The organism is Actinobacillus porcitonsillarum (assembly GCF_003101015.1).
Taxonomy (GTDB): domain Bacteria; phylum Pseudomonadota; class Gammaproteobacteria; order Enterobacterales; family Pasteurellaceae; genus Haemophilus_A; species Haemophilus_A porcitonsillarum.
The window spans coordinates 564,993-587,132 of sequence record NZ_CP029206.1 but is presented as its reverse complement, the minus strand read 5'-3'; the positions used below and the strand labels follow the sequence as shown (position 1 = coordinate 587,132).

Genomic DNA, 22,140 nt, shown 5'->3' with positions numbered 1-22,140 from the left:
ATTACAGGGTCAAGCAAAATGGGCAGATTTTTCAAAATAAGTGAATTGAGCAAAGCAAGCGGTGTGAATTTAGAAACAATCCGCTATTACGAAAAGCTGGGCTTGATTGATGCTGCCACAAGGCAGGCGAACGGTTATCGTCTTTTTAGTGAAAAGCAGCTCAACCAACTGAGTTTTATTAAGAGCTGCCGAATGATTGGCTTTAGCTTGGAAGAAATCAAACAACTGCTAGAACTCCAAGCCAACCCGCACAACCGCTGCGAAGTGGCGGATAAACTCACTCGCCAGCATTTAATCCAAATTGAACAACAAATCGCCCAACTTAACCAAATCAAAGCAATGCTTGAACCGTTCATTGAGTGCCAAGCGGAAGACGTAGAGCATTGCCAGATTATTAAGGGAATTAAGGCGTTGGAGTAGAGTGTTTTATCTCGACTTAATCAAACCTCCACCCTTTTCCCAATATCCTTCAACTTCGACAACTCTTCCACCAATCTGGGTGCGTCATCAAGGCTAATGGCGAAGGTCCAAAGATAAGTAATCACCGCATAAATATGCCCTGCGGTAACGCCTTGTTTGAGGGTTAAAACCGTGAGCGTTACGCCAAACAGCGCGCACATTGCCACGCCGATACATAAAAAGCTTAATGCCTCTCGGTTGGAAATTAGGATACGGAAACGTTCCACCAAGCGATAATGTTTAATCAATTCGCTGTTTTTGGCACGTTCCACCCGATCCACTTCTTTTTCAAGGCGGTTGTTGAGTTTGAAATACAAGCGGTCATTGACCTTCACATAATGCGGCAATAGCAAGCCAAAGCCCACCACAATCAACAATGCCACCACGCCCGACCAAAATTCAATCAACAGCAACATCAGCACCGCCCCGATAATCGAAAACGCAGAAGTAATCAAGGTCGGCAAATGGTGTTCAAAGAAATTGACGAACTCACGGGACAACGCCACACGAGCGGTGGTAGTTGAAGTGTCCATGCCTTTAATCCTTTGGTTCAAAATCACCGGCACGGCAAGTTCCGTGTAAATACGAGTGAAGGCACGAGTGTCCACCGCACGGCGAGCCGCCCCCACACCCCAAATAATCAGCACCATCAAGGCATAAGCCAGAGCGGAAACCAGTTGCCCGTTTAGCACCGCATTCACTGCAAAACTGCCCACCAAAGGATAAATCAACAACAGCAGATTTTCCGCCGCTACCAAGCCGAATGTGGCAAACAGCCGTTTTTTATGTTGCAAAGCAAGGTTTTTGAGCGAACGGAACATTGTTGGTTCAAGGGTAGGCTCAAAGGTCGGTTCAATATTTTCTAAAGACATCAAGCCACCGTATCCGTTTTATCGATTTGCTCACGGCAAACCGTGCAAAATTCCGCCAACAACGCAAATAGTTGAGCGGTCTTTTTCTCGCCTAATTTTGCAAAAGTTTTATCCGCCAACTGCTGTGTCGCCTGCCAAACCGGTTCCGCCTTCGCCTTGCCGTCTGCGGTCAAACGCATCATTTTTTCCCGTTTATCCACAGCACTTTCGCTAAACTCAATCCAGCCTTTTTCCTTATATTCCTTGCACACATTAAACACCGTCTGTTTCGGCAACAGCCACTCATCGCAAATCTGCTTTTGCGTACATTGCCCACTTTCCGCCGCTGCCAACGAATACAGCACCGCAAAATGGTTATAACCCAAGCCTAATTTGGCGATCCAAGCGTCCATTGTAGCGTCCACTTCACTGATTTGTTTGCCTAGTTTTTCAAAATCACTCATTTAATTAGTCCTAAAAATAATCAAAATTGAGCCTAGTTTAACAGCATAAATAAAAAACTCAAGCAAAAATAGTCTTAAAATTTACTTAATACGGTCTTAAAAATAACGAATAATGCCGCAAACTAGTAATTTTTGAGACTTTAAAATGAAAAAATTGATTTTATTATTCGCCTTGCCAAGTCTGTTTCTGACTGCTTGCCAAGAGCAAAACAGCGAACAAACCGAAACTGCATTAATGAAAGTGAATGTGGTTCAGGTGCAACCTGCCGCATTAATGCAGACGTTGCGTCTTTCAGGCTCGATTACGGCGAAAGAAGATGTTGCTGTTGGGACGGCATTGCTTGGTTTGCAAATTCAATCGGTCAATGTGGAAGTGGGCGATGTGGTTAAAAAAGGGCAGGTTTTAGCCACGTTGGAAACAAACAATGTGCAATCGCAATTGCGTCAAAATGATGCGAATTTGCAGCGAGCTAAGGCGAATTTGGTTTCGCAACAATCCGCTTTAACCGAGGCGGAAGCTACGCTGAAACGTTATCAAACCTTGATGAAAAGCGATGCTATAAGCCGTCAGGAATTGGAGCAACAACAGGCGAAAGCCCGTGCCGCTCGTGCAGCGGTTCAGGCGGCGAATGCGGAAATCGCTCAGGTACAGGCACAGCTTGATGACAGCCGTCATCAACGCAAAAAAGCCGAAGTGCTTGCCCCGCGGACGGCATTATTACGCAACGCCGTGCGGAAGTGGGCAATTTAACGGACAGCAACGCCTTGTTTCATCTTGCACGCAATGGCGAGTTGGAAGTTACCGTTGATGCCAGTGCGGAAGACCTATCTTTACTCAAAACGGGCTTGCAGGCGGAAATTCAAGTGCTTGACCAAACGACAAGCGGCCAAATTCGCTTGCTTTCTTCCCAAATCGACCAAACAAGTCGTACCGGCAAAGTGCGTATTCAGCTGCAAATCCCAGCTCAAATCACGCTCGGCACACCAGCCACAGCCATCATCAAACTGCCCGAAATGCAAGCCCAAACCACTTTGCCTTTAAGTGCGGTCAATTTTAACGCAGACGGAACCGCCTTTGTGATGGTGGTCAATCGCAATCAACAAATAGAACGCCGCCCGATTAGCCTAGGCGAAGTTAATCAAGGCACAGCCGAAATCCTATCAGGCTTAAAAGTCGGTGAACAAGTGGTGCAAAAGGCAGGGGCGTTGATTAACGAAGGGGAGCGGGTTGAGCCGATGGTGAAGTAGCGGGGAAGTGCGGTCAGATTTTCACAAGTTTTTGCGATCCGCATCGAAAAAATGCTCTTTTTCCCCTTTGCCAACATTGCAAATGCCATTAGACTAAACAAGATTTCAGTTAAGGAGTTTGTATGACCAAATCGGAAATTGTTTCTTCGGTAGCAGAATATCTCACCTTTATGACCGCTTCGGGCGAGAGCCAAGTCAATGCCATTTATGCAGACGAAAATGTCTGGCTGAGCCAAAAAATGATGGGGCAGCTTTATGATGTTGAAGTGCCTACGATTAACTATCACCTAAAAAAAGTCTTTGAAGATAATGAGTTATCGGAAAATTCAGTTATTAGAAATTTTCGAATAACTGCCGATGACGGTAAAAATTACCAGACCAAACACTATAATCTTTCAGCGATTATTGCCGTGGGCTATAAAGTCAATTCCGAGCGAGCGGTGCAATTTCGCAAGTGGGCGACCGAGATTATTCAAACCTACACCATCAAAGGCTTTGCGATGGACGATGAGCGGTTGAAAAATGACGGCACTCGTTTAGGCAAAAAGTATTTTGAAGAACAACTTGCCCGTATCCGAGAAATTCGCTTGTCGGAACGCAAGTTTTACCAAAAAATCACCGATATTTATGCGACTTCCATTGATTACGACCGCACCGCTACAGCGACCAAACGCTTTTTTGCCACGGTGCAAAACAAATTACATTGGGCAATTCACGGTCATACCGCTGCAGAATTGATTGTGGAACGAGCAAACGCCAGCAAGCCGAATATGGGCTTGACCACTTGGAAAGACGCACCACAGGGCAAAATTTATCCTTTTGATGTAGTAGTGGCGAAAAATTATTTATCCGACAATGAGTTGTCTCAACTACAGCGCTTGGTGTCCGCTTATTTGGATATGGCGGAAGATATGGCATTACGCCAAATCCCGATGACAATGCAAGATTGGGAAATCAGGCTCAACCGCTTTTTAGACGCCACCGACAGAGCTGTGTTACAAGACGCAGGCAAAGTTACCGCCGAAATCGCCAAAGCCCACGCCTTGAGCGAGTTTGAAAAATATCGTGTTATTCAAGACCAACATTTTGAAAGCGATTTTGACAGATTATTGAAAGGGGAAGAGTAAAAGGGCGGTGGGGTTTTGGGGATTTTGCAATTGCAAAAAATTTAGAAAATTCCACCACTTTCTTTTTCAACCACCCCAAAACCGTTTTTGCCACTGTTTTGGGCTGATGTGATGTTTCGCTTTAAAGTGCTGACGAAAGGCGGTGGCGGAATGAAAACCGATTTGGTGGGCGATTTCTTCAATGCTGAGTTTGGTGCTTTCTAACAATTCTCGTCCTTTTTGTAACCGCACTTCAATCAGCCATTCCGTTAATGCCATTCCCGTTGCTTTGCGAAAATGACGGGTAAAAGTGCTGCGGCTCATCATTAGCTTTTCAGCGAGGGTGTCAATGGAATAATCGGCATTTAGGTTGGTTCGCATAATGTCTAGCCATTCGTTGATGTTCTCGTTGGCGGTTTTGCGAGTGATGGGCTGTTCAATAAATTGTGCCTGTCCACCTTCCCGATGGGGCGAGATGACCAACAAACGTGCCAGTTGATTGGCAATTTTTACGCCATATTGTCGGCGAACAATCGCTAAACAACAATCCAACCCTGCCGCCGTGCCTGCAGATGTGATAATGTTTTCATCTTCAATATAAATCGCATTACAATCCAATTTCACTTGCGGAAAACGCTGTCTGAAATCCGCTTCGCCCAGCCAGTGGGTAGTGGCTTTTTTGCCATTCAACAAACCTGCATAGGCAAGGGGATAAGCGCCGTAACACAATCCTACCACGGTCGCTCCACGCTGTGCCGCTTGCTGCAATGCTTGTATTAAGGCGGAAGACGGCATTTCTGCCAAATTGTCCCAACCAAACATCACCACAAAATCTGCTTGTTCCAACAAACTCAAATCGCCGTCTGCCTGAATAATCGCTGGCTTGGATTGGGTAACTGTTGGGTTTTCTGCGACCACTTTCACGTTAAATAACGGTTTGCCGTCAATTTCGGTAGAAAATACCATATAAGGCACGGAAAAATGAAAAGGGCTAAATTGAGGATAAAGCACTAAGGCAACGGTTGGAATAGACATCTGTTTTACTCGCTAAATGAATTTGACCCGATTTTTACGATATTTGAATAATAAGTCAATATTTTTTATTTCTCGTTCGTTTCATAATACACCCATCGCATACAAGCGGTTTGATTTATCTTATTTTTTACAAAAGGAAACATAATGAAACTGAAATCTCTTATTTTTGCTTTAATGGCAACCACCGTTGCAACCAGTGCTAATGCTGAAATTAGCTATCAGCATATTCGCAACGCCACCGCTAAAATTGAAATAGCTGGCAGTACGTTTTTGGTCGATCCTTATCTTGCTCCGAAAGGCAGCTACGCAGGATTTGAAGGCACAATCAATAGCCAAAAACGTAATCCGTTGATCGAAATGGCAGAGCCGGTCGAAAAAGTCCTTCAAGGTGTAGATGCGGTGATTGTTACCCACACGCACGCAGACCACTGGGATGAATACGCACAAAAAGTGTTACCGAAAACCTTGCCTATTTTCGTGCAAAATGCAGGCGATGCACAAATTATTCGTTCGCAAGGATTTAAAGATGTTCGTGTTTTGGGCAAAAATACCGAATTTAACAAGGTAAAATTAAGCAAAACAGGTGGACAGCACGGGACTGATCAAATGTATTCTATTCCGCAGCTGGCTGAATTGGCAGGGGACGCTATGGGCGTAGTAATGCAGGCAGACAACGAAAAGACGCTGTATCTCGTAGGCGATACCATTTGGAATGAAGAAGTGGATTTTGCGCTTAATCGCTATAAACCTGAAGTCATTGTAATGAATACAGGTTACGCCCAACTGCAAGGTTTTTCAGACGGCATTATTATGGGCAAAGCCGATGTCGCCAAAGCTCGTCAAGTTGCCCCGAAAGCTGACATCATTACTGTGCATATGGATGCCGTAAATCACGCTGCTGTTACATCAGATGAAATGCGGAAATTTGTGAAAGAAAATAAACTGAGCAAGGTCGCTGTGCCGAAAGAAAGCGAAGTATTGAAGTATTAAAAATAGAGGTGGGATTTCCATAAGATTTTGCAATCTGCAAAAAACTCAGAAAACCCCACCGCTTTCTTTTTCAATCTCCCCAACCTCCACTTGAAACAAGTCTTAAAATTTACTAAAATTATCAACAATTAGTAATTTTAAGGACTTTTATGAATTTCAAAATTTCCTCTTGGGCTATTCGTCATCCAATCCCAATTATTGTGTTGTTTTTGCTTTTAACCGTGCTTGGTATTCGTGCTTTTCAAGGCTTGCCGATAAATGCGGATCCTGATATGCGGTTTCCGATGGTGAATATTACGGTGACGCAAACGGGGGCGTCGGCAGATGAATTGGAAAATACCGTTACCCGCCGTGTGGAAGATGCGGTAGCGGGAATGGCTGGGGTGCGGCATATTACTTCGACCATTACCGAAGGTTCATCGGTCACGGCGGTGGAATTTCGGTTGGAAACAGACACGGATCGGGCGGTGAATGATGTGCGAAATGCCATTACGCAAATTCGGGGCAATTTGCCGCAAAACATTGATAATCCTGTGGTGGAGCGAATGGATACGGAAGGCGGTGCGTTGGGCTATTATGCGGTGCAGTCACCGAATATGAACCAAACGGAGCTGTCTTGGTTTATTGATGATGCGGTGAGCCGTGAGTTGTTGGCGGTCAATGGCGTGCAGCAAGTGAAACGGCTTGGCGGTGAAAAGCGTGAAGTGCGTGTGGCGTTGCAATCGGCAAAGCTTGATGCGTTGGGCATTACTGCCGAACAGGTGAGCCAGCAACTGGCACAAACCAATGCCAATGTGCCTGCCGGGCGTATGCAATGGTTTGACCAAGAGCAATCCATTCGTGTGGTGGGCAGTCAGCCAAGTTTTGCGGATTTGGCTAATTTACCCATTGCGTTGAGCGATTATCGTAAAGTCAAATTGGCGGAGTTGGCGACCATTAGCGACAGCCACGCCGATGTTCGTAGCCGTACGCGTTTGAATGGGCGTGAAGTGTTGGGCTTTCAGGTATTCCGTTCCAAAGGCTCAAGCGATACGGCGGTGGAAAAAGGCGTTCAACAAGCGTTGCAAAGGTTGGCAGCCAATTATCCCGATATTCAGATTACGGAAGTGCATAATTCGGTGAATACCACCAAAGAGAACTACGATGTGGCGATTGCTACCCTGTTGGAAGGTGCGGCATTGACGGTGTTGGTGGTGTGGCTGTTTTTGCGAAATTGGCGTGCGACTTTGGTGGCGGCGATTGCCTTGCCGCTTTCGATTTTGCCTGCCTTTTGGATAATGCAACTGCTTGGCTATACGCTCAATAGCATTTCGCTGTTAGCCATTACTTTGGTGATTGGGATTTTGGTGGACGATGCCATTGTTGAAATTGAAAACATTGAAACCCACATTCATCAAGGCAAACGACCGTTTAGGGCTGCCTTAGATGCGTCTGATGCCATTGGTTTGGCGGTGGTGGCGATTACGGCAAGTATTGTGGCGGTGTTTTTGCCCGTGAGTTTTATTGACGGTATGACCGGGCAGTATTTCGGGCAGTTTGGCATTACGGTGGCTGTGGCAGTGTTGAGTTCCTTGCTGGTGGCTCGCTTGGCAACGCCTTTGTTGGCTGCCTATTTGTTGCAACCGACTGCCGCTCAAACATCTGCGACAACCTCTTCAAGCAGGCTGAAAAAAGCCTACTTAACGCTGTTGGCAAAAGCCTTGCATTTTCGCAAAACCACATTATTGCTCGGTGGTGTGTTTTTGTTGGCATCGGCAATGATTTTGCCACAGTTGCCCACAGGCTTTGTGCCGAAAGGCGATACGGGAATGAGCCAGTTAGACGTTATGCTGCCGCCAAGCAGCACGTTGGCACAAACCGATGAAATCTTGCAAAAAATTGACCGCACTATTCGCCAATATGACGAAGTAGCGCTGGTGTTTACCACTGCAGGTTCCAGCGAAATCAACAAGGGTGAAGTGCTTATTCGCCTGAAACCCCACCAAGTGCGGTCGATTTCGCAAAAGGAATTTGAAGACAAATTGCGAGAAACCTTGAAACAATTTGCGGACGTGCGGATTACTTTCCGCAACGAAATGGCAGCACGAGATGTGTCGATTTTGCTGACCGGCAATGACCCTATCAAACTTCAGCAGACGGCAAATGAACTGAAACAGCAAATGCAAGGTTTATCCACCGTTGAAAATGTGCAGATTAACGCACCGCTGATGAAACCCGAAGTGCAAGTCAAATTGCGTGCGGACGAGGCGGCAAAAGTAGGTGTTAGCCCACAAGCGGTGGGAAATTTGCTACAAATTGCAACGCTAGGCAGCACGGACGGCAATGCGGCACGCTTTAATTTACCCGACCGCCAAATTCCTATTCGGGTTACGCTGGCGGAAAACGAACGCAACCAGCCCGAAGTCATTCGCCAGCTGCGGGTGGCAAGCAGCAATGGCGGCACCGTGCCATTGAATACCGTTGCCGATATTCAATTTGGGGCAGGTTCGGCAAGTTTAGAACGTTTCGACCGTGAACGCGGCATTGCAGTGGACGCGGATTTAGCCTTAGGGCAAACCATCGGCACCGCATTATCGCAAATCAACGAACTGCCGATAATGCAAAACCTGCCTGACGGCGTGCGTGTGCCATCATCGGGCGATGCGGAAATGATGGACGAAATGTTCAGCCAATTCGGCTTTGCAATGGCAGCTGGCGTGGTAATGGTGCTATTGGTACTGGTGTTATTGTTCAAAGACTTTTTGCAACCGCTGACGATTTTAACCGCACTTCCGCTGTCCATCGGCGGTGCGGCAGTCGGCTTGCTCTCCTACGGTGCGGCGTTGGATATGTCTTCTGTTATCGGCATTTTGATGTTAATGGGTATCGTAACCAAAAACTCTATTTTGCTGGTGGACTTCGTGATTGAAAAACGCCAACAAGGAATGGCACGCCATCAAGCCCTTATTCAATCAGGCGCAGAACGTGTTCGTCCAATTTTAATGACCACCATCGCAATGGTCGCAGGTATGGTTCCCGCCGTGTTCGCCAGCGGTGCAGGTGCGGCATTTCGCGCTCCAATGGCAATCGCCGTTATCTGCGGCTTAACCGCCTCAACCTTATTGAGCCTAGTGTTCGTGCCTGTGGTTTATTCCTTAATGGACGACCTACGAGAATACCTCGCCCCGAAATTGGCTAAATTGACATCGGTGACGGTGGAAGATAGGGCGAAAGCGGAGTGATAGCGTAAAAAGTGCGGTAGAATTTTGCGAGTTTCTTAGCTGGCAACTCAGTGCGGAAAATATCGCTCGTGAACGTGATGGATTTATTGACGCAATGAATTTCTTCCATTTTGGACAAGGCATGATTATCACTTTTGATCAGGAAGATAAGATGATTGTAGATGGGAAAATCATTGAGGTTGTTCCGTTTTGGAAGGTGTTTGGGCAATAGCAGTAACTTATTGAAGAGAAGAGTAGCAAGCCTAGGGGCAAATCATATTTGCCCCATTATTTTAGTTAGCAAAATTAGTATAATGATAAACAGCTTTGGAGTTAAAGACTTCCAATCTTTACGCTGAGTACCTAATACTTGAGTGGTTTATACATACGATGAAATATTGCTATTTCCACCAAATCTAAAATCCAGCCCCCCAGTGTGAGATCTCTTGAATAGTGCTTGAAACCTTACCTTTTACTTGTTGATTTTCACCATGTAGATAATAAACTCCCGAAAGCTCTTGTAAAAATTTGCTTTGTGTATAAGCATGTTTCTCTCCCAAAACTGTCCAAATCAATTTTAGTTTATGTTCTTTTAAGAAATTTAAGAATTCATCCTTTCTAACCAATAAACTATTTTGAAACTTATCATTTATCTGAGGATTAAAACAAATTAAATTATTTTGTGAATCAACCCAGTAACCATCTTTAATGGAATTTTGCATTTTCATTCCGTGATAAATTATTGGAGTAGGTGCATAAAATGAAATACCATCATTACCATAAGTAGATTCCCAAATATGTGAATCTACACTAGGTATCACTTTAAATAAAGGTGGTTCAATATCTTTATATCTAGAAATTTCTTGCCATTTACATTTATTGGAGATATTTTCAATAAAAAATTGATTAATATTAGTCCCATAATATTCTTTACCTTCTGGCATCCATCTTCCCATAAAATTTTGCTGTTCCAACCAAGTTTTGGCTTTTGAATATTGATATGCTTTAACTAAATAACTACGTATTTGCACCCATTTCTGAATATCATAAGTTTCTTTTTGCCCAAATTTTGCTATTTCACGAAAATCATCGTGTCTTTCCAAAACAAGCCATTTTTCACCATTAATCGTCAATTCCAGCAAATTTTCAATATTAGGAAAATCATTAGCCTTAACCCAATCATCAATCAATTCATCATCTTGAATAGTAAAATAATGTTTGGTTTGACATTGTTCTTGATTTTGGTATTGAGAAAATAAATGGGTTCTGGTTGGTGGTGAAATTTTAATTTGGGTTTTTGGTCTTGAATTGTCAAACCAAGTGCAACGATTTTTTGAAGTAAACTTCATAAGGTGTTTTCCAACCTAAACATTTACGTGGTCGTAAATTCAGTTTATTGATCACCTGTTGAATATCAACTTCGCTCCACTGATTGATGTCTTGGTGCTTCGGAAAGTATTCACGAAGTAACCCATTTGTATTTTCATTCGTTCCCCGTGTCCACGGTTGATGCGGCTCGGGGAAGTAAAATTCTACACCCAGTGCTTCTGTTACCAAACGATGTTGGGCAAATTCTTTACCACGGTCTGGCGTAATTGACCGCAATATATGTGAATCCAGCAATTCAATCATGGCTTTTTGGACTGCTTCGGCTTTTTTGGCAGGAATTTTCTTCACCAACTCAAAACGACTTTTGCGTTCCGTCAGCGTCAGCAAACAAGCTCCACCCGCTTTACCCAGTACGGTATCGGCTTCCCAATGTCCAAAGCGACTGCGATTTTGCGCCGAAATGGGACGGTCGTTCAAATGGTTGGATATCTGAATTTTGCCACGTTTTTCATGATGATTTTTTGTATGCCGTGTTTTGCCTTTGTGGCGCAGTTTGCGACTGGCTTTGCGTTCGCCTATATCAAACAACCCTGAATAAATACCACGATAAATGGTTGAATAACTAATGGATAATTCAGATTTTTCCAATTTTAATCGTGCGCTGATTTGTTCGGGCGACCAGTTTTCTGTCAGAAACTTTTCTTGCACCAAATTGAAATATTCAGGCTGCTCTAATTTGCGCTGTGCTTTGCTATTTTGACGATGCTTCAAATAGCTGTTTTGTGCGTTCGTTGCACTGTAGCTTTCTAGAGCGTGTCGTTTCAGCTCGCGAGAAATGGTGCTGGAGCTACGTCCCAGTGCTTTGGCAATTTCTGCTTGTTTTTTGCCCTGTGCGAGTAAAATCATTATCTTTTCTCGCTCGTTTATTGTAAGATGTCGGTAGGAAGTACTCATCATTTGGAAGTGGTTTTTGTGTGGAAACAAAATTATATTCTAGTTGATGAGTACTTCTTTTTTTGTTGCACTTGGATTGTAAATTCAGCATCAATTAAATACAAAAAATAAAGATAAATTATGTTATATCAAGCATACAGGATTTATGGATAATGAGTTTGAAGCCATTCAAATATTTTTCCCCTACTACGGCTTACAATTACCTAGCGTACCATTGCTTAATCCAGAATTTTCTAACCCATTGTATTTAAAATTATTTTGTGAATCTTTAAAATTTCAAGGGGAATTTTGTGTTCCAAAAGGTCATAAAGGATTTAATTACATTATAAAATCTTATTTGGAGGGTGTTGAAAAACGTATCTGCGAACAAATTGAACAAGATATTGGCTCAAACTTAGTGCAAAGAGCAATCAATGTAATTGCAAAATTACAATTGGAAGAAGATAAATATAGCCTGGATTATCTTACAGCCAAGAGAAAAGTTCGTGATGAGTTAATAGAAGATATTGCAGAATCAGATGCCAAAAGATTTCTTGATTACTTAATTAAAGAAAATGTTATCAGTAAAAATGCTTATTATGGTAAAGATAAAGAATATGTTTATTTTAACTATGAAAGAATTGGAGATTACCAAAAAGCTAACTTGATATTGCAAAACATTCACAATCAAGATGATTTTATTCAATGGCTAAATACCGAACAAGGGAAAGCCCTATGTAACAGAGTTGGTTATGACAAGGGATTTTGGGAAGCGTTGAGTGTATTATTACCCGAACGATTTGATTTTGAAATCTTTGAAGTGCTTGATTGCTCAAAAGATTGGGGTTGGTTTGAAATTATTGTGGAAAATCTCTTTTGGAGACTACCTGAAACAATCAACATGCCCAAATTGCAACACTTTCTGAATAATCATCAATATTTTAATCAAGCAACTTGGACTGATGTTTTATATCAATTAGCTACTGAAATTGGCCATCCATTAAATATAAGATATTTGCATAACAAACTACATTCTTTTTCTTTAGCAAATAGAGATGCGGTTTGGACTGCTTTTATTGTGTTAAATTCTTATCAATGCCCAGCAATAGATAGGTTATTGATTTGGTGTCATAAATCAAGTGGTCAAGAAAATATTGAACCAGAAGCATTATTGTTGGGTGCGATCGCTGTAAGTTGGTTATTTACTTCTACTGACAAACAAAGTAGAAATAAGTATATCAATGCGCTAGCTCATTTATTATGGAATAGATTAGACATTGCATTAGAATTATTTAAAGAATTTAATGCAGTTAATGATCCTTATGTGATGGAAGGTATTTTATCTGCCATTCATGGGGCTGTTGTATATTCAGAAAATATATCTTATTTAAAAGCACTTGCATTAGAGATAGACTATCAAATATTTAATAAACCTGAAACAGAAGAAATCTATCCCAATGTTTTGGTTCGTGATTATGCTCGTCATATTATTGAATTTTCTTTACAAAAAGATAATTATTCATCGAATGATATTGATTTAATCAGAGCAAGAATAACACCACCATACAGAAGTTCTTTTCCTGATGTTTTACCAACAAATGAAGAGATTGATGAAAAGTATCATTCTGATGGACAAAAAACGATTATATATTCAATGACAACGGAGTATGGTCGTGGTATTTGCGGTTATGGTGATTTTGGCAGATACACTTTTGAAGCTAAGTTTCGTCGATGGAAAAGTTATAAACTGGGTAATATTGTTGATGTTGATTTATTAAGCAATTATGCGTGCCAAATGATTTTTGAGCAATTTGGCTATGATGATGAAAAGCACCTTAAATTTGATAAGGAAAGCCGTTCAAGACATTGGCGAAGAGACGATACTGGTAAAATTGAGCGAATTGGTAAAAAATATCAATGGTTGGCTTTATACGAAATTTTGGCAAGAGTAATGGATAATTTTCCTGCTTTTGTTGATAGCTATAATGGTAAATCAGAGCTTAACTATATAATAAATTTAGATAATTTTTATTTACGCTGAATTTACAATCCAAGTGCAACAAAAAAAGAAGTACTCATCAACTAGAATATAATTTTGTTTCCACACAAAAACCACTTCCAAATGATGAGTACTTCCTACCGACATCTTACAATAAACGAGCGAGAAAAGATAATGATTTTACTCGCACAGGGCAAAAAACAAGCAGAAATTGCCAAAGCACTGGGACGTAGCTCCAGCACCATTTCTCGCGAGCTGAAACGACACGCTCTAGAAAGCTACAGTGCAACGAACGCACAAAACAGCTATTTGAAGCATCGTCAAAATAGCAAAGCACAGCGCAAATTAGAGCAGCCTGAATATTTCAATTTGGTGCAAGAAAAGTTTCTGACAGAAAACTGGTCGCCCGAACAAATCAGCGCACGATTAAAATTGGAAAAATCTGAATTATCCATTAGTTATTCAACCATTTATCGTGGTATTTATTCAGGGTTGTTTGATATAGGCGAACGCAAAGCCAGTCGCAAACTGCGCCACAAAGGCAAAACACGGCATACAAAAAATCATCATGAAAAACGTGGCAAAATTCAGATATCCAACCATTTGAACGACCGTCCCATTTCGGCGCAAAATCGCAGTCGCTTTGGACATTGGGAAGCCGATACCGTACTGGGTAAAGCGGGTGGAGCTTGTTTGCTGACGCTGACGGAACGCAAAAGTCGTTTTGAGTTGGTGAAGAAAATTCCTGCCAAAAAAGCCGAAGCAGTCCAAAAAGCCATGATTGAATTGCTGGATTCACATATATTGCGGTCAATTACGCCAGACCGTGGTAAAGAATTTGCCCAACATCGTTTGGTAACAGAAGCACTGGGTGTAGAATTTTACTTCCCCGAGCCGCATCAACCGTGGACACGGGGAACGAATGAAAATACAAATGGGTTACTTCGTGAATACTTTCCGAAGCACCAAGACATCAATCAGTGGAGCGAAGTTGATATTCAACAGGTGATCAATAAACTGAATTTACGACCACGTAAATGTTTAGGTTGGAAAACACCTTATGAAGTTTACTTCAAAAAATCGTTGCACTTGGTTTGACAATTCAAGATTAAAAATAATTTTTTGGTAACTATCTCGTACACTAAGAACCAATCCAATATTTGGATATTGATTTACCAACTCAATCAATCCATTGAGTTGATTATTCCATAAAGATTTTCCTTCACCTTCATTTAAAGCATCTATAGCTAAAATAACCCGTTCTTTCTGCATTTCGCCTATGCTATTCAAAGCTGACAAAAAAACATCGGGCGTTGTATTGTTAAGATTTAACTGTTTAAAAATTTGGCTCCAAACATTAGATTTTTCAGTAAAATCTTGACCTAATAACAATAAAGCATATCTTCCAGAATCTTGACTCTTTTGGACAAAATCTCCTAATAAATGAGATTTACCACTACCAGCTTGACCAGTTAAAACAAGCACTTTGCCATTGAATAATGACAATTCAGATGAATTTAATAGTTGAATAATATCTTCTAATCCATTGATTAATTTTCTGAAATAGTAATAGTCATTATTGTTTTTTTCTTCTTTATTTAAATGATTTTTAGAGAAATCTTCAAAATGTATTATCAACTCATTGATTTTCTGAATTAATAAATCAATATCAATGATTATTTCTAAATCATCAATTGTTGATAAATTAAGTTTTTCAATTAAAAGCTCATATACAGGTTCAAAATACTGACTTAACTCTTCATTACGATATAAAGATTGATATTGTGATTTAACATCTATTAATAATTGGCTAAATTGGTTTCCAAAATTTTCTTTAAAACTCTCTGTTCGTGCCAAACTTTCTAATTGTATTGCAATGGGTAAATCAACATTGATTTCTGGTGTATAACGAACGCCAAGATTGCTAATAGCTTGTTGATTGTATTGTTCAAACCATTTATCCGATAATTCATTTTCATTAAACCAAAAGAATTTTTTACCTGCATTTTCTGGTTTTGATAATAAATTAGATAACTCAAAACTTCCCCAAAATTCAAATTCTATTTCACGACCTTGTGATTGAGCGAATTCTTTCCATTTTTGGACCTGTTCCTCCCATTTAACAAAAAAGGATTTGTTTCCTGATATATTGGCATTTGCTCTATCAGTTGCGACACAAACATAATATTTTGTAAGGTTTGGGTAGTTTTTTAAAGATTCTTTAAAAGAATCTTCAATTTGCTGCCATTGTGATGATGAAAATGAACTCAAAAAATATTTGGCTTGCCATCCATATAACGAACCATCTGAGAATTCACACATTGCTTCAATACCACCATCAGGAGCAGAAATTCTGGTAAATTTCCCTTGTGATTGAAATTCTTGGCGTGCTAATTGGCACACCAGTTCTTCAAAAGCATTATTTTGAGAACCTTTTAAAGGTTTGATATTTTCCCATCTGATAGACATTTTTATATTACTCTAATCGAATTTTCTATTTTATAAATATGAGGATCCTTAAGTATATTTCAAGTTATTTGCAATATTCCTTTCCAAATAGGGCTAGCTCGTAGTTTGCAAATTTCTTTCAAAATCCCACCGCTTGCCTTAACCCACCCTATCCAGCCTCGTCTTCACTTCCTTCCACTGTGGCATCACTTGCCCCATTAGGCGGTAAAAACGTTCGCTGTGGTTGTGTTCGGCGAAGTGGCAGAGTTCGTGCAAAATCACATAATCAATGCACTCTTTCGGGGCTTTGATTAGGTGGGGATTAAGGCATAGTGAGCCTTGAACGGAGCAACTTCCCCAACGGGTTTTCATTGTGCGTAAACGGATGTGAGGGTTTGTTGTGACCCAAAAGGTTTGCGGTAGCAGCCAATTTAAACGTTCGGCAAAAATCTGTTTGGCTTTTTGTCGATACCAGTTATCCAAACATTGTTGAACTTGTCGTGCCGTTTTTTCTCGCACAGACACTTCCAACTGCCCACGCCATAAGCGGACTTGGTTGGGGTTATTTGGCGTTTCATATACCTTTAACAGATATTGTCGCCCTAGGTAGCGGTGGCTTTCGCCACTGATATATTGCCGTTCAACAAGCGGTGGGTTTTGTTGAAAAAATTGTAACTGGTCGGCAATCCACTGACTTTGTTTGCTGATAGCAAAAATAAGCTCATTTCTGACCGCTTGTGGCGGCGCATAAGCAATGATGTCGCCCGTGGGTTGCACGGTTAGGCGTAGCCGTTTATATTTGGCATTCTTTATTAAGCGAACGGTAAAATGCTGGTCGCCATAAGGAATGATAATCCGATCAAACTTATCCATTTGAACGCCCAACTCGCACAATTTGTACTATCCGTTCGACAATCTCTTTGGCTTGTAACATACCGCTGCCGTTGGCTTGGCAGATTTTAAATATCATCGGCAGTAACTGCTTGCGAATGTCTTTTTCCACTTGTTCAAGGTTGATGGAATGTTCGCTTAAACAGCGTAAAACCGCCTGATCGATCTCAAATGCCAAATCTACCCAAAAACCTTCACCTTGCGATAGGGTTTCAGGTAAAACTGTTTTAAATACACCGAAATAGGCTTGTGCCGCATAGTTGCCGCCAAAACGGTCGGGAATATCGGGCAATTTACGTTCTGCCATTTGTTCTTCAAATTCTTTAAACAGCAGATACTGTTTTATCGGGTGGTCGAACAAGGCTTCAGCTTCTTCAATGGCTTGTTGCAATAATTCGGAAAAACGGGCTTTGGCATAAGGATCGTTGTCAAAATCAATCTCAAGGCTACGAGCAATACGAGAGCGAATTTTATCGGCTTCGTTGCGTGTTTTGGTGTCGTTCCACGTTTGATATTCCGTTTTGCCCATTTTATTGACCGCATAAATGCCGTCTGCTTCTTTTACGCCTAAGGCAACAACGTGCTTATTGATTAATTGCTCAACTTGATGGGCATATTCGCGATAATCCACTTGCTCGCCGGCGTCCTGTTGTGCCAAGCGGCGTAGTTGGGCAAAAAAGGCGGCGGTGTTTTTATATAAAGTGCGGTCAGCATCGGTAAAGTTTTTGTCTTGATAAAAGGTTTCAGACTGCAATGCTACCTGTAAACAGCGGTTAAAGGCAGTTAAAGCTCGGTAAAAATCATCGCGTATTTTGCTGTTTTTATCGAAAAACAAGCCGCTTGTTGGGTCGAATTGCATAGTTGGAATGAGCTGGCGGCGAAGTTGCTCAAGATCCATTTTATTTTCAACCTCGGCAAATATCGCCCAAAGCGCTTGATACAAACTCGGCAAACGCAGATATTCGCTTTGCATTGAGCGATAAAGCCCAGCCAAATCCTCAGTGGCATAACCGCCTTGCGTTCGGTTGGCTAAATCTTGGTATTTGGCAATCGTTGTGTCCAGCTCTTTTAAAATGCCCCGATAATCCACCAACAGTCCGTACTCTTTTTGTTTATGCAAGCGGTTTACCCGTGCAATTGCTTGAATAAGGTTATGCTGTTTTAACGGCTTATCAATATACAACACCGCATTGCTCGGCTCATCAAAGCCCGTGAGTAACTTATCCACCACAATTAACAAACGCAACGGACTTTCAGGATCGGCAAAACGACTTAACACTTGTTGCGTGTAACGTTCTTCATCGCCCTGCACGTTGGCTGCCCACCAACGCACCACTTCATCACTTGCTTGTTCATCAAGCTGCGTATTTCCTTCACGGCTGTCAGGCGGGCTGATCACCACCGCACTTTCAAACAGCCCGATCTCGTCCAAATACCGCTGATAACGAATTGCTGTCGCTTTGCTTTCGCACGCCAGCTGACCTTTTAAGCCTTGCGGAATTTTATTCGCCAAATGTTCCGCAATATCTAAAGCGATTAAATGAATACGGTCATCAGCTTGATAAATCTGCCCTTTACGCGAGAATTTACGTTTTAAATCCGTTTTTTGCCCTTCGTTTAACGACTTGGTGATCCGCTCAAACCAGTTATCAATCGCCTGTTCATTCACCGACAATTCAGGGATCCGCTCTTCATAAAGCAGTGGCGTTACCGCTTTATCTTCCACCGCACGTTGCATCGTATAAGCGTGAATGATGTTGCCAAATTTTTGTGTGGTTTCATCGTCTTTTAACAACGGCGTGCCAGTAAAAGCAACAAAAGCCGCATTAGGCAAGGCTCGCCGCATTGCCATATGATTTTCACCGCCTTGGGTGCGATGTCCTTCATCAATCAACACAATAATATTCGCACTCGGATTAAAACATTCCGCTTGGTTAATCGCCGTGTTAAATTTCTGCATTAACGAAAAAATAATGCGTTCATTGCCGGAACCGATTTGCTCGGCTAATCGCTTGCCAGTGGTCGCCATTGCATTTTTACGATCTCGCTTGGTCGCCAGTTCGCCGCTGTTATAAAAAGTGCTGCTCAACTGATGTTCTAAATCCACCCGATCCGTTACCACTATAATTCGGCACTGTTTTAGGGCAGGGTGGAGCAATAAGGCTTTCGAGAAAAAGACCATCGTAAACGACTTGCCCGAACCTGTGGTGTGCCAAATTACGCCGCCGTTTCTCGCCCCTTTTTCGCTTTGCGACATTACCCGTTCAATTAAGCGTTTCACCCCAAACACTTGCGGATAACGGGCGATAATGCGGCTGTGCGATTTGCGATCAAACAAACTGAAATAGCGGATCATCTCAAACAAACGATCTTTGCGTAACAGGCTAATCAGCAAGCTGTCTTGCCCTGTTACGGCTAATTTTCCCTGAGCGGTGAGCTGTTGATACCAAGCCTGATCGTCAGATTTTGGCAAAAGAGCGGTCAGATTTTCGGCAGAAATAGCAAGATTTTTGAGTTGGCTCATTTCCAACTCGGATTGTTCTTCTTCACGCCACGCCGCCCAAAATTTGGCAGGGGTCGCACAAGTGGCGTAACGTCCGTCATAACCATTAACGGCTAACAACAGTTGGGCATAGGCAAAAAGGTGGGGAATTTCGGCAGGGCGTTGATTGCGTAAATGTTGAGAAATGCCTTCTTCAATGGTACTTTTCGGTTTGCCGTCTGGGCGTTTGGCTTCAATCACCACCAACGGCAAGCCATTGACAAAACAGACTAAATCAGGCGTACGCAGCGATGAGCCGTTAGTATTCTCCACGCTAAATTCTTCGGTAAAATGAAACTGATTGTTTTCAGGATTTTCCCAGTCAATAATCGGCACGGTGCAACTGATTTTCTTACCGTCAATAAACTCGGTAACGGTAATGCCGTATAACAGATGATTATAAAAATGCTCATTCGCCCCCACCAAACTTTCGTTTAACTTCGGGCTAGTCAGCTCTGCCACCAAGTTATCCACCGCCTTCGCCGACAAAGCACGCTCTTGCCCAAGATAGGAAATCGAACGTTGGCTCAACACCTCCCGCAACACCACGTCCAACACCACACTCACCGCCTTCCCCCCACGATAAGCTAAGGCTTGTTTAGGAGAAAGATACTGCCAGCCAAGATTGTGTAACAACAGAATGGCTGGGAGTTTGGAGGTGTGTTTTTCGAGGGATTTTGGGACATAAAACATAAAAAAATCCTATTTTGATTCATTTTTAAATGTATCTGGTAAATATTTTGAATAAGTATCTTGTAAATATTTACGCATTGAAGTCTCATCGGCTTCATAATTTAACTGCTCTCTATAGAAATTCAGTCTTGCTTTTGCAGTTCCAATTATTTCAGACCATTTGAAAATCCAAATTTGTATATTCCCACTAGAAAGTATCTGTCCTTTAGGTAAACTATTTGAATTTGCTTTTAGTTCTGCTACATCATCAAATTCATTAGAGATAGCTAAAAATTTCCATTTGGTTTTAGATTTGTCAAATCTCGAATCATTAGCCACTTTTGTTGCATATCTTTCAATTTGAGAAATTACTTCACTATCAATTTTTTTACTAGGTCTTTTCAGCTCAACGACTAAATAATCAAATTCTGCTGGTCTTACTTCAATAGCTCTACTTAACATTAAATCTATTCTGTCTTTATCTACCGAACCGTCACTATTTATATCTTGACGCTCTCCTAATATACCTAAATTATTCTCTAAAACATCCGATAATCTTTTTTCTGATACAGATAAATGATACTCTTCTCCAAATATCCAAGATTCTTTCTCTAGGATTTTATGTAATTGATCTCGCTCTAAAAATGATTTTTTATGTTCAAACAATAATTCTTCTAATCCTGTAATAAAATTCAATCTATCCGATACAATTTTTGCAGAACGTATGATAGAAGGTAATGTTGTTTTTTCCAATAAATTAGCTAGAGCATCTTGATCTTTTGGTGATAAAGATAATACTTCAGTAAGAATTTTTTTGATAGCTGATGGATTATCTTGTAGTGCTTTAGATAATAGAGTAAATGTAAATTTCTTTGAGAGATTATCATAAGTTTTAAATTTCGGTAATTTCTCTTCTACATTCACAGCAATTATGTCAAATAATTCTTTTTCAGCTATTTCTGTAGCAGTTTTTGCTTCTTTGATATATGGATATATTCCATCTTCTTTCCACTTATTTACTTTTTCAGATAACTCAGCATTTCTTTTCTCTTTAAAAAAATCATTAATCTTATTTATAGATAAGTTTAATAATCTAATACCATTTTGATCTAACTCTATTAGATCTAATCTATTTTCATCATTCAAGTTATCTAGTATAGGACTACATAAATACGCAGAAAAACTATAGCCTAGAGATCTTATTTGTTTTTTCAGGTTATAAGTATCTAATATAGCCCCATTAGACTTACACAATAAAACTGATTTCTCTGATATATTTTTCCATTCTATAATTTTTAATGTGTGCTTATCAGTGTCTTCTAATTCTAATTGTATCTCAGTTTGATTTAATACTTCTTCAAATGGGTCTAGTTTTATACCATTCACATAAATGGAAATGCCTGAGTAGGAATACAAATAACTAGAAAATATAACAGTTAATCCTTTAATTAAATTTTCTATTTTTGCTCCTTGTATTCTTGAATCTAAATTATAGATTTCAACAGTAGTTCCCGTATTAGCATTATGTTCTTCTTTTACAGGATAAAAATCTGTATGATCTAAACTACTAACAGATGATGATATAGAATAGGAGTACTTTTTAGTGTCATTAGCTTTGAAAATAGTCTTCCATTCAACTTTGTTACCTAATGCAAATGCTTTAAATCTACCTTCCCCTTTTTGACCATGAATTATTCTTCCATTTTGAGTTTGTAAACAATTTTTCTTCCAAGAATTGCCTACTTGAGAGAATGATTTTTCTGCAATATTTACAGGTATTCCAACTCCATTATCCACAACCTTAATATTCTCAATTCCTAATTCATTTGTACTACAAAACACATCTATCTTTGTAGCATCTGCATCTAGGGCATTCCAAATTAATTCTGCAACAGCTTTTTCAAATGATGTTTGAGATATTCTTTTTAAGTGATCCGCTGCCGCACTAACTGATAATTTTTTCATATCAACAC

Annotated in this window: 17 protein-coding genes; 8 read left to right on the top strand and 9 right to left on the bottom strand. The window is 41.0% G+C overall.

What is annotated here, in order from left to right:
• Positions 1-18: 18 nt before the first annotated feature.
• Positions 19-420 (top strand): MerR family DNA-binding protein, encoded by a 402-nt coding sequence (locus DDU33_RS03005; RefSeq protein WP_108923070.1) that lies wholly within the window; start codon positions 19-21, stop codon positions 418-420.
• Positions 421-440: 20 nt separating this feature from the next.
• Here the strand turns inward: DDU33_RS03005 and DDU33_RS03000 are convergent, their stop codons facing one another.
• The gene (locus DDU33_RS03000; RefSeq protein ID WP_108923068.1) at positions 441-1,331 is read right to left on the bottom strand and encodes an ABC transporter six-transmembrane domain-containing protein; all 891 of its coding nucleotides are present in this window, start codon (positions 1,329-1,331) and stop codon (positions 441-443) included.
• Positions 1,331-1,774, bottom strand: coding sequence for a MarR family winged helix-turn-helix transcriptional regulator (locus tag DDU33_RS02995; RefSeq protein WP_108923066.1), 444 nt, complete (start codon positions 1,772-1,774; stop codon positions 1,331-1,333). The genes DDU33_RS03000 and DDU33_RS02995 overlap by 1 nt, the downstream gene beginning before the upstream one ends.
• A gap of 145 nt (positions 1,775-1,919) precedes the next feature.
• On the opposite strand from DDU33_RS02995, the gene DDU33_RS10980 reads away from it, so the two are divergent.
• From DDU33_RS10980 to DDU33_RS02985, 3 genes are all read left to right on the top strand, one after another.
• Positions 1,920-2,525, top strand: coding sequence for an efflux RND transporter periplasmic adaptor subunit (locus DDU33_RS10980; RefSeq protein WP_244175334.1), 606 nt, complete (start codon positions 1,920-1,922; stop codon positions 2,523-2,525).
• Positions 2,513-3,022, top strand: a complete 510-nt coding sequence (locus DDU33_RS10975; RefSeq protein WP_244175333.1) for an efflux RND transporter periplasmic adaptor subunit — start codon at positions 2,513-2,515, stop codon at positions 3,020-3,022. Before DDU33_RS10980 ends, DDU33_RS10975 begins: the two co-directional genes overlap by 13 nt.
• A gap of 122 nt (positions 3,023-3,144) precedes the next feature.
• Complete coding sequence (locus tag DDU33_RS02985; RefSeq protein WP_108923064.1) at positions 3,145-4,149, top strand: virulence RhuM family protein; 1,005 nt, start codon at positions 3,145-3,147, stop codon at positions 4,147-4,149.
• 66 nt (positions 4,150-4,215) lie between these two features.
• Here DDU33_RS02985 and DDU33_RS02980 read toward each other — a convergent pair whose 3' ends face one another.
• Positions 4,216-5,163 (bottom strand): GlxA family transcriptional regulator, encoded by a 948-nt coding sequence (locus DDU33_RS02980; RefSeq protein WP_108923062.1) that lies wholly within the window; start codon positions 5,161-5,163, stop codon positions 4,216-4,218.
• A 144-nt stretch (positions 5,164-5,307) separates the two neighbouring features.
• Between DDU33_RS02980 and DDU33_RS02975 the strand changes: the two genes are divergently transcribed.
• Both DDU33_RS02975 and DDU33_RS02970 read left to right on the top strand, forming a co-directional pair.
• Positions 5,308-6,153, top strand: coding sequence for an MBL fold metallo-hydrolase (locus DDU33_RS02975; protein WP_108923060.1), 846 nt, complete (start codon positions 5,308-5,310; stop codon positions 6,151-6,153).
• 149 nt (positions 6,154-6,302) lie between these two features.
• Complete coding sequence (locus tag DDU33_RS02970; RefSeq protein ID WP_108923058.1) at positions 6,303-9,374, top strand: efflux RND transporter permease subunit; 3,072 nt, start codon at positions 6,303-6,305, stop codon at positions 9,372-9,374.
• 395 nt (positions 9,375-9,769) lie between these two features.
• On the opposite strand, the gene DDU33_RS02960 is transcribed toward DDU33_RS02970, so the two are convergent.
• Positions 9,770-10,702: a hypothetical protein gene (locus tag DDU33_RS02960; protein WP_244175332.1), complete on the bottom strand. Its 933-nt coding sequence runs from the start codon at positions 10,700-10,702 to the stop codon at positions 9,770-9,772.
• Positions 10,665-11,639 (bottom strand): IS30-like element ISApl1 family transposase, encoded by a 975-nt coding sequence (locus tag DDU33_RS02955; protein ID WP_012478345.1) that lies wholly within the window; start codon positions 11,637-11,639, stop codon positions 10,665-10,667. Before DDU33_RS02955 ends, DDU33_RS02960 begins: the two co-directional genes overlap by 38 nt.
• Positions 11,640-11,781: 142 nt before the next feature.
• Here DDU33_RS02955 and DDU33_RS02950 point away from each other — a divergent pair, with 142 nt between their 5' ends.
• A complete protein-coding gene (locus tag DDU33_RS02950) occupies positions 11,782-13,656 on the top strand; it encodes a hypothetical protein (RefSeq protein ID WP_244175331.1) in 1,875 nt (624 codons plus the stop codon).
• A gap of 81 nt (positions 13,657-13,737) precedes the next feature.
• Positions 13,738-14,712 (top strand): IS30-like element ISApl1 family transposase, encoded by a 975-nt coding sequence (locus tag DDU33_RS02945; protein WP_012478345.1) that lies wholly within the window; start codon positions 13,738-13,740, stop codon positions 14,710-14,712.
• Here DDU33_RS02945 and DDU33_RS02940 read toward each other — a convergent pair.
• The 4 genes from DDU33_RS02940 to DDU33_RS02925 all read right to left on the bottom strand — a co-directional run bounded on the left by DDU33_RS02940 (position 14,656) and on the right by DDU33_RS02925 (position 22,132).
• Positions 14,656-16,083 (bottom strand): ATP-binding protein, encoded by a 1,428-nt coding sequence (locus DDU33_RS02940; RefSeq protein WP_244175330.1) that lies wholly within the window; start codon positions 16,081-16,083, stop codon positions 14,656-14,658. The two genes, DDU33_RS02945 and DDU33_RS02940, sit on opposite strands and share 57 nt — an antisense overlap.
• A 138-nt stretch (positions 16,084-16,221) precedes the next feature.
• Positions 16,222-16,935, bottom strand: a complete 714-nt coding sequence (locus DDU33_RS02935) for a M48 family metallopeptidase (RefSeq protein ID WP_108923056.1) — start codon at positions 16,933-16,935, stop codon at positions 16,222-16,224.
• Positions 16,928-20,188 (bottom strand): type I restriction endonuclease subunit R, encoded by a 3,261-nt coding sequence (locus DDU33_RS02930; RefSeq protein WP_108923054.1) that lies wholly within the window; start codon positions 20,186-20,188, stop codon positions 16,928-16,930. The genes DDU33_RS02935 and DDU33_RS02930 overlap by 8 nt, the downstream gene beginning before the upstream one ends.
• A 9-nt stretch (positions 20,189-20,197) precedes the next feature.
• Positions 20,198-22,132: an ATP-binding protein gene (locus tag DDU33_RS02925; protein ID WP_108923052.1), complete on the bottom strand. Its 1,935-nt coding sequence runs from the start codon at positions 22,130-22,132 to the stop codon at positions 20,198-20,200.
• Positions 22,133-22,140 lie beyond the last annotated feature (8 nt).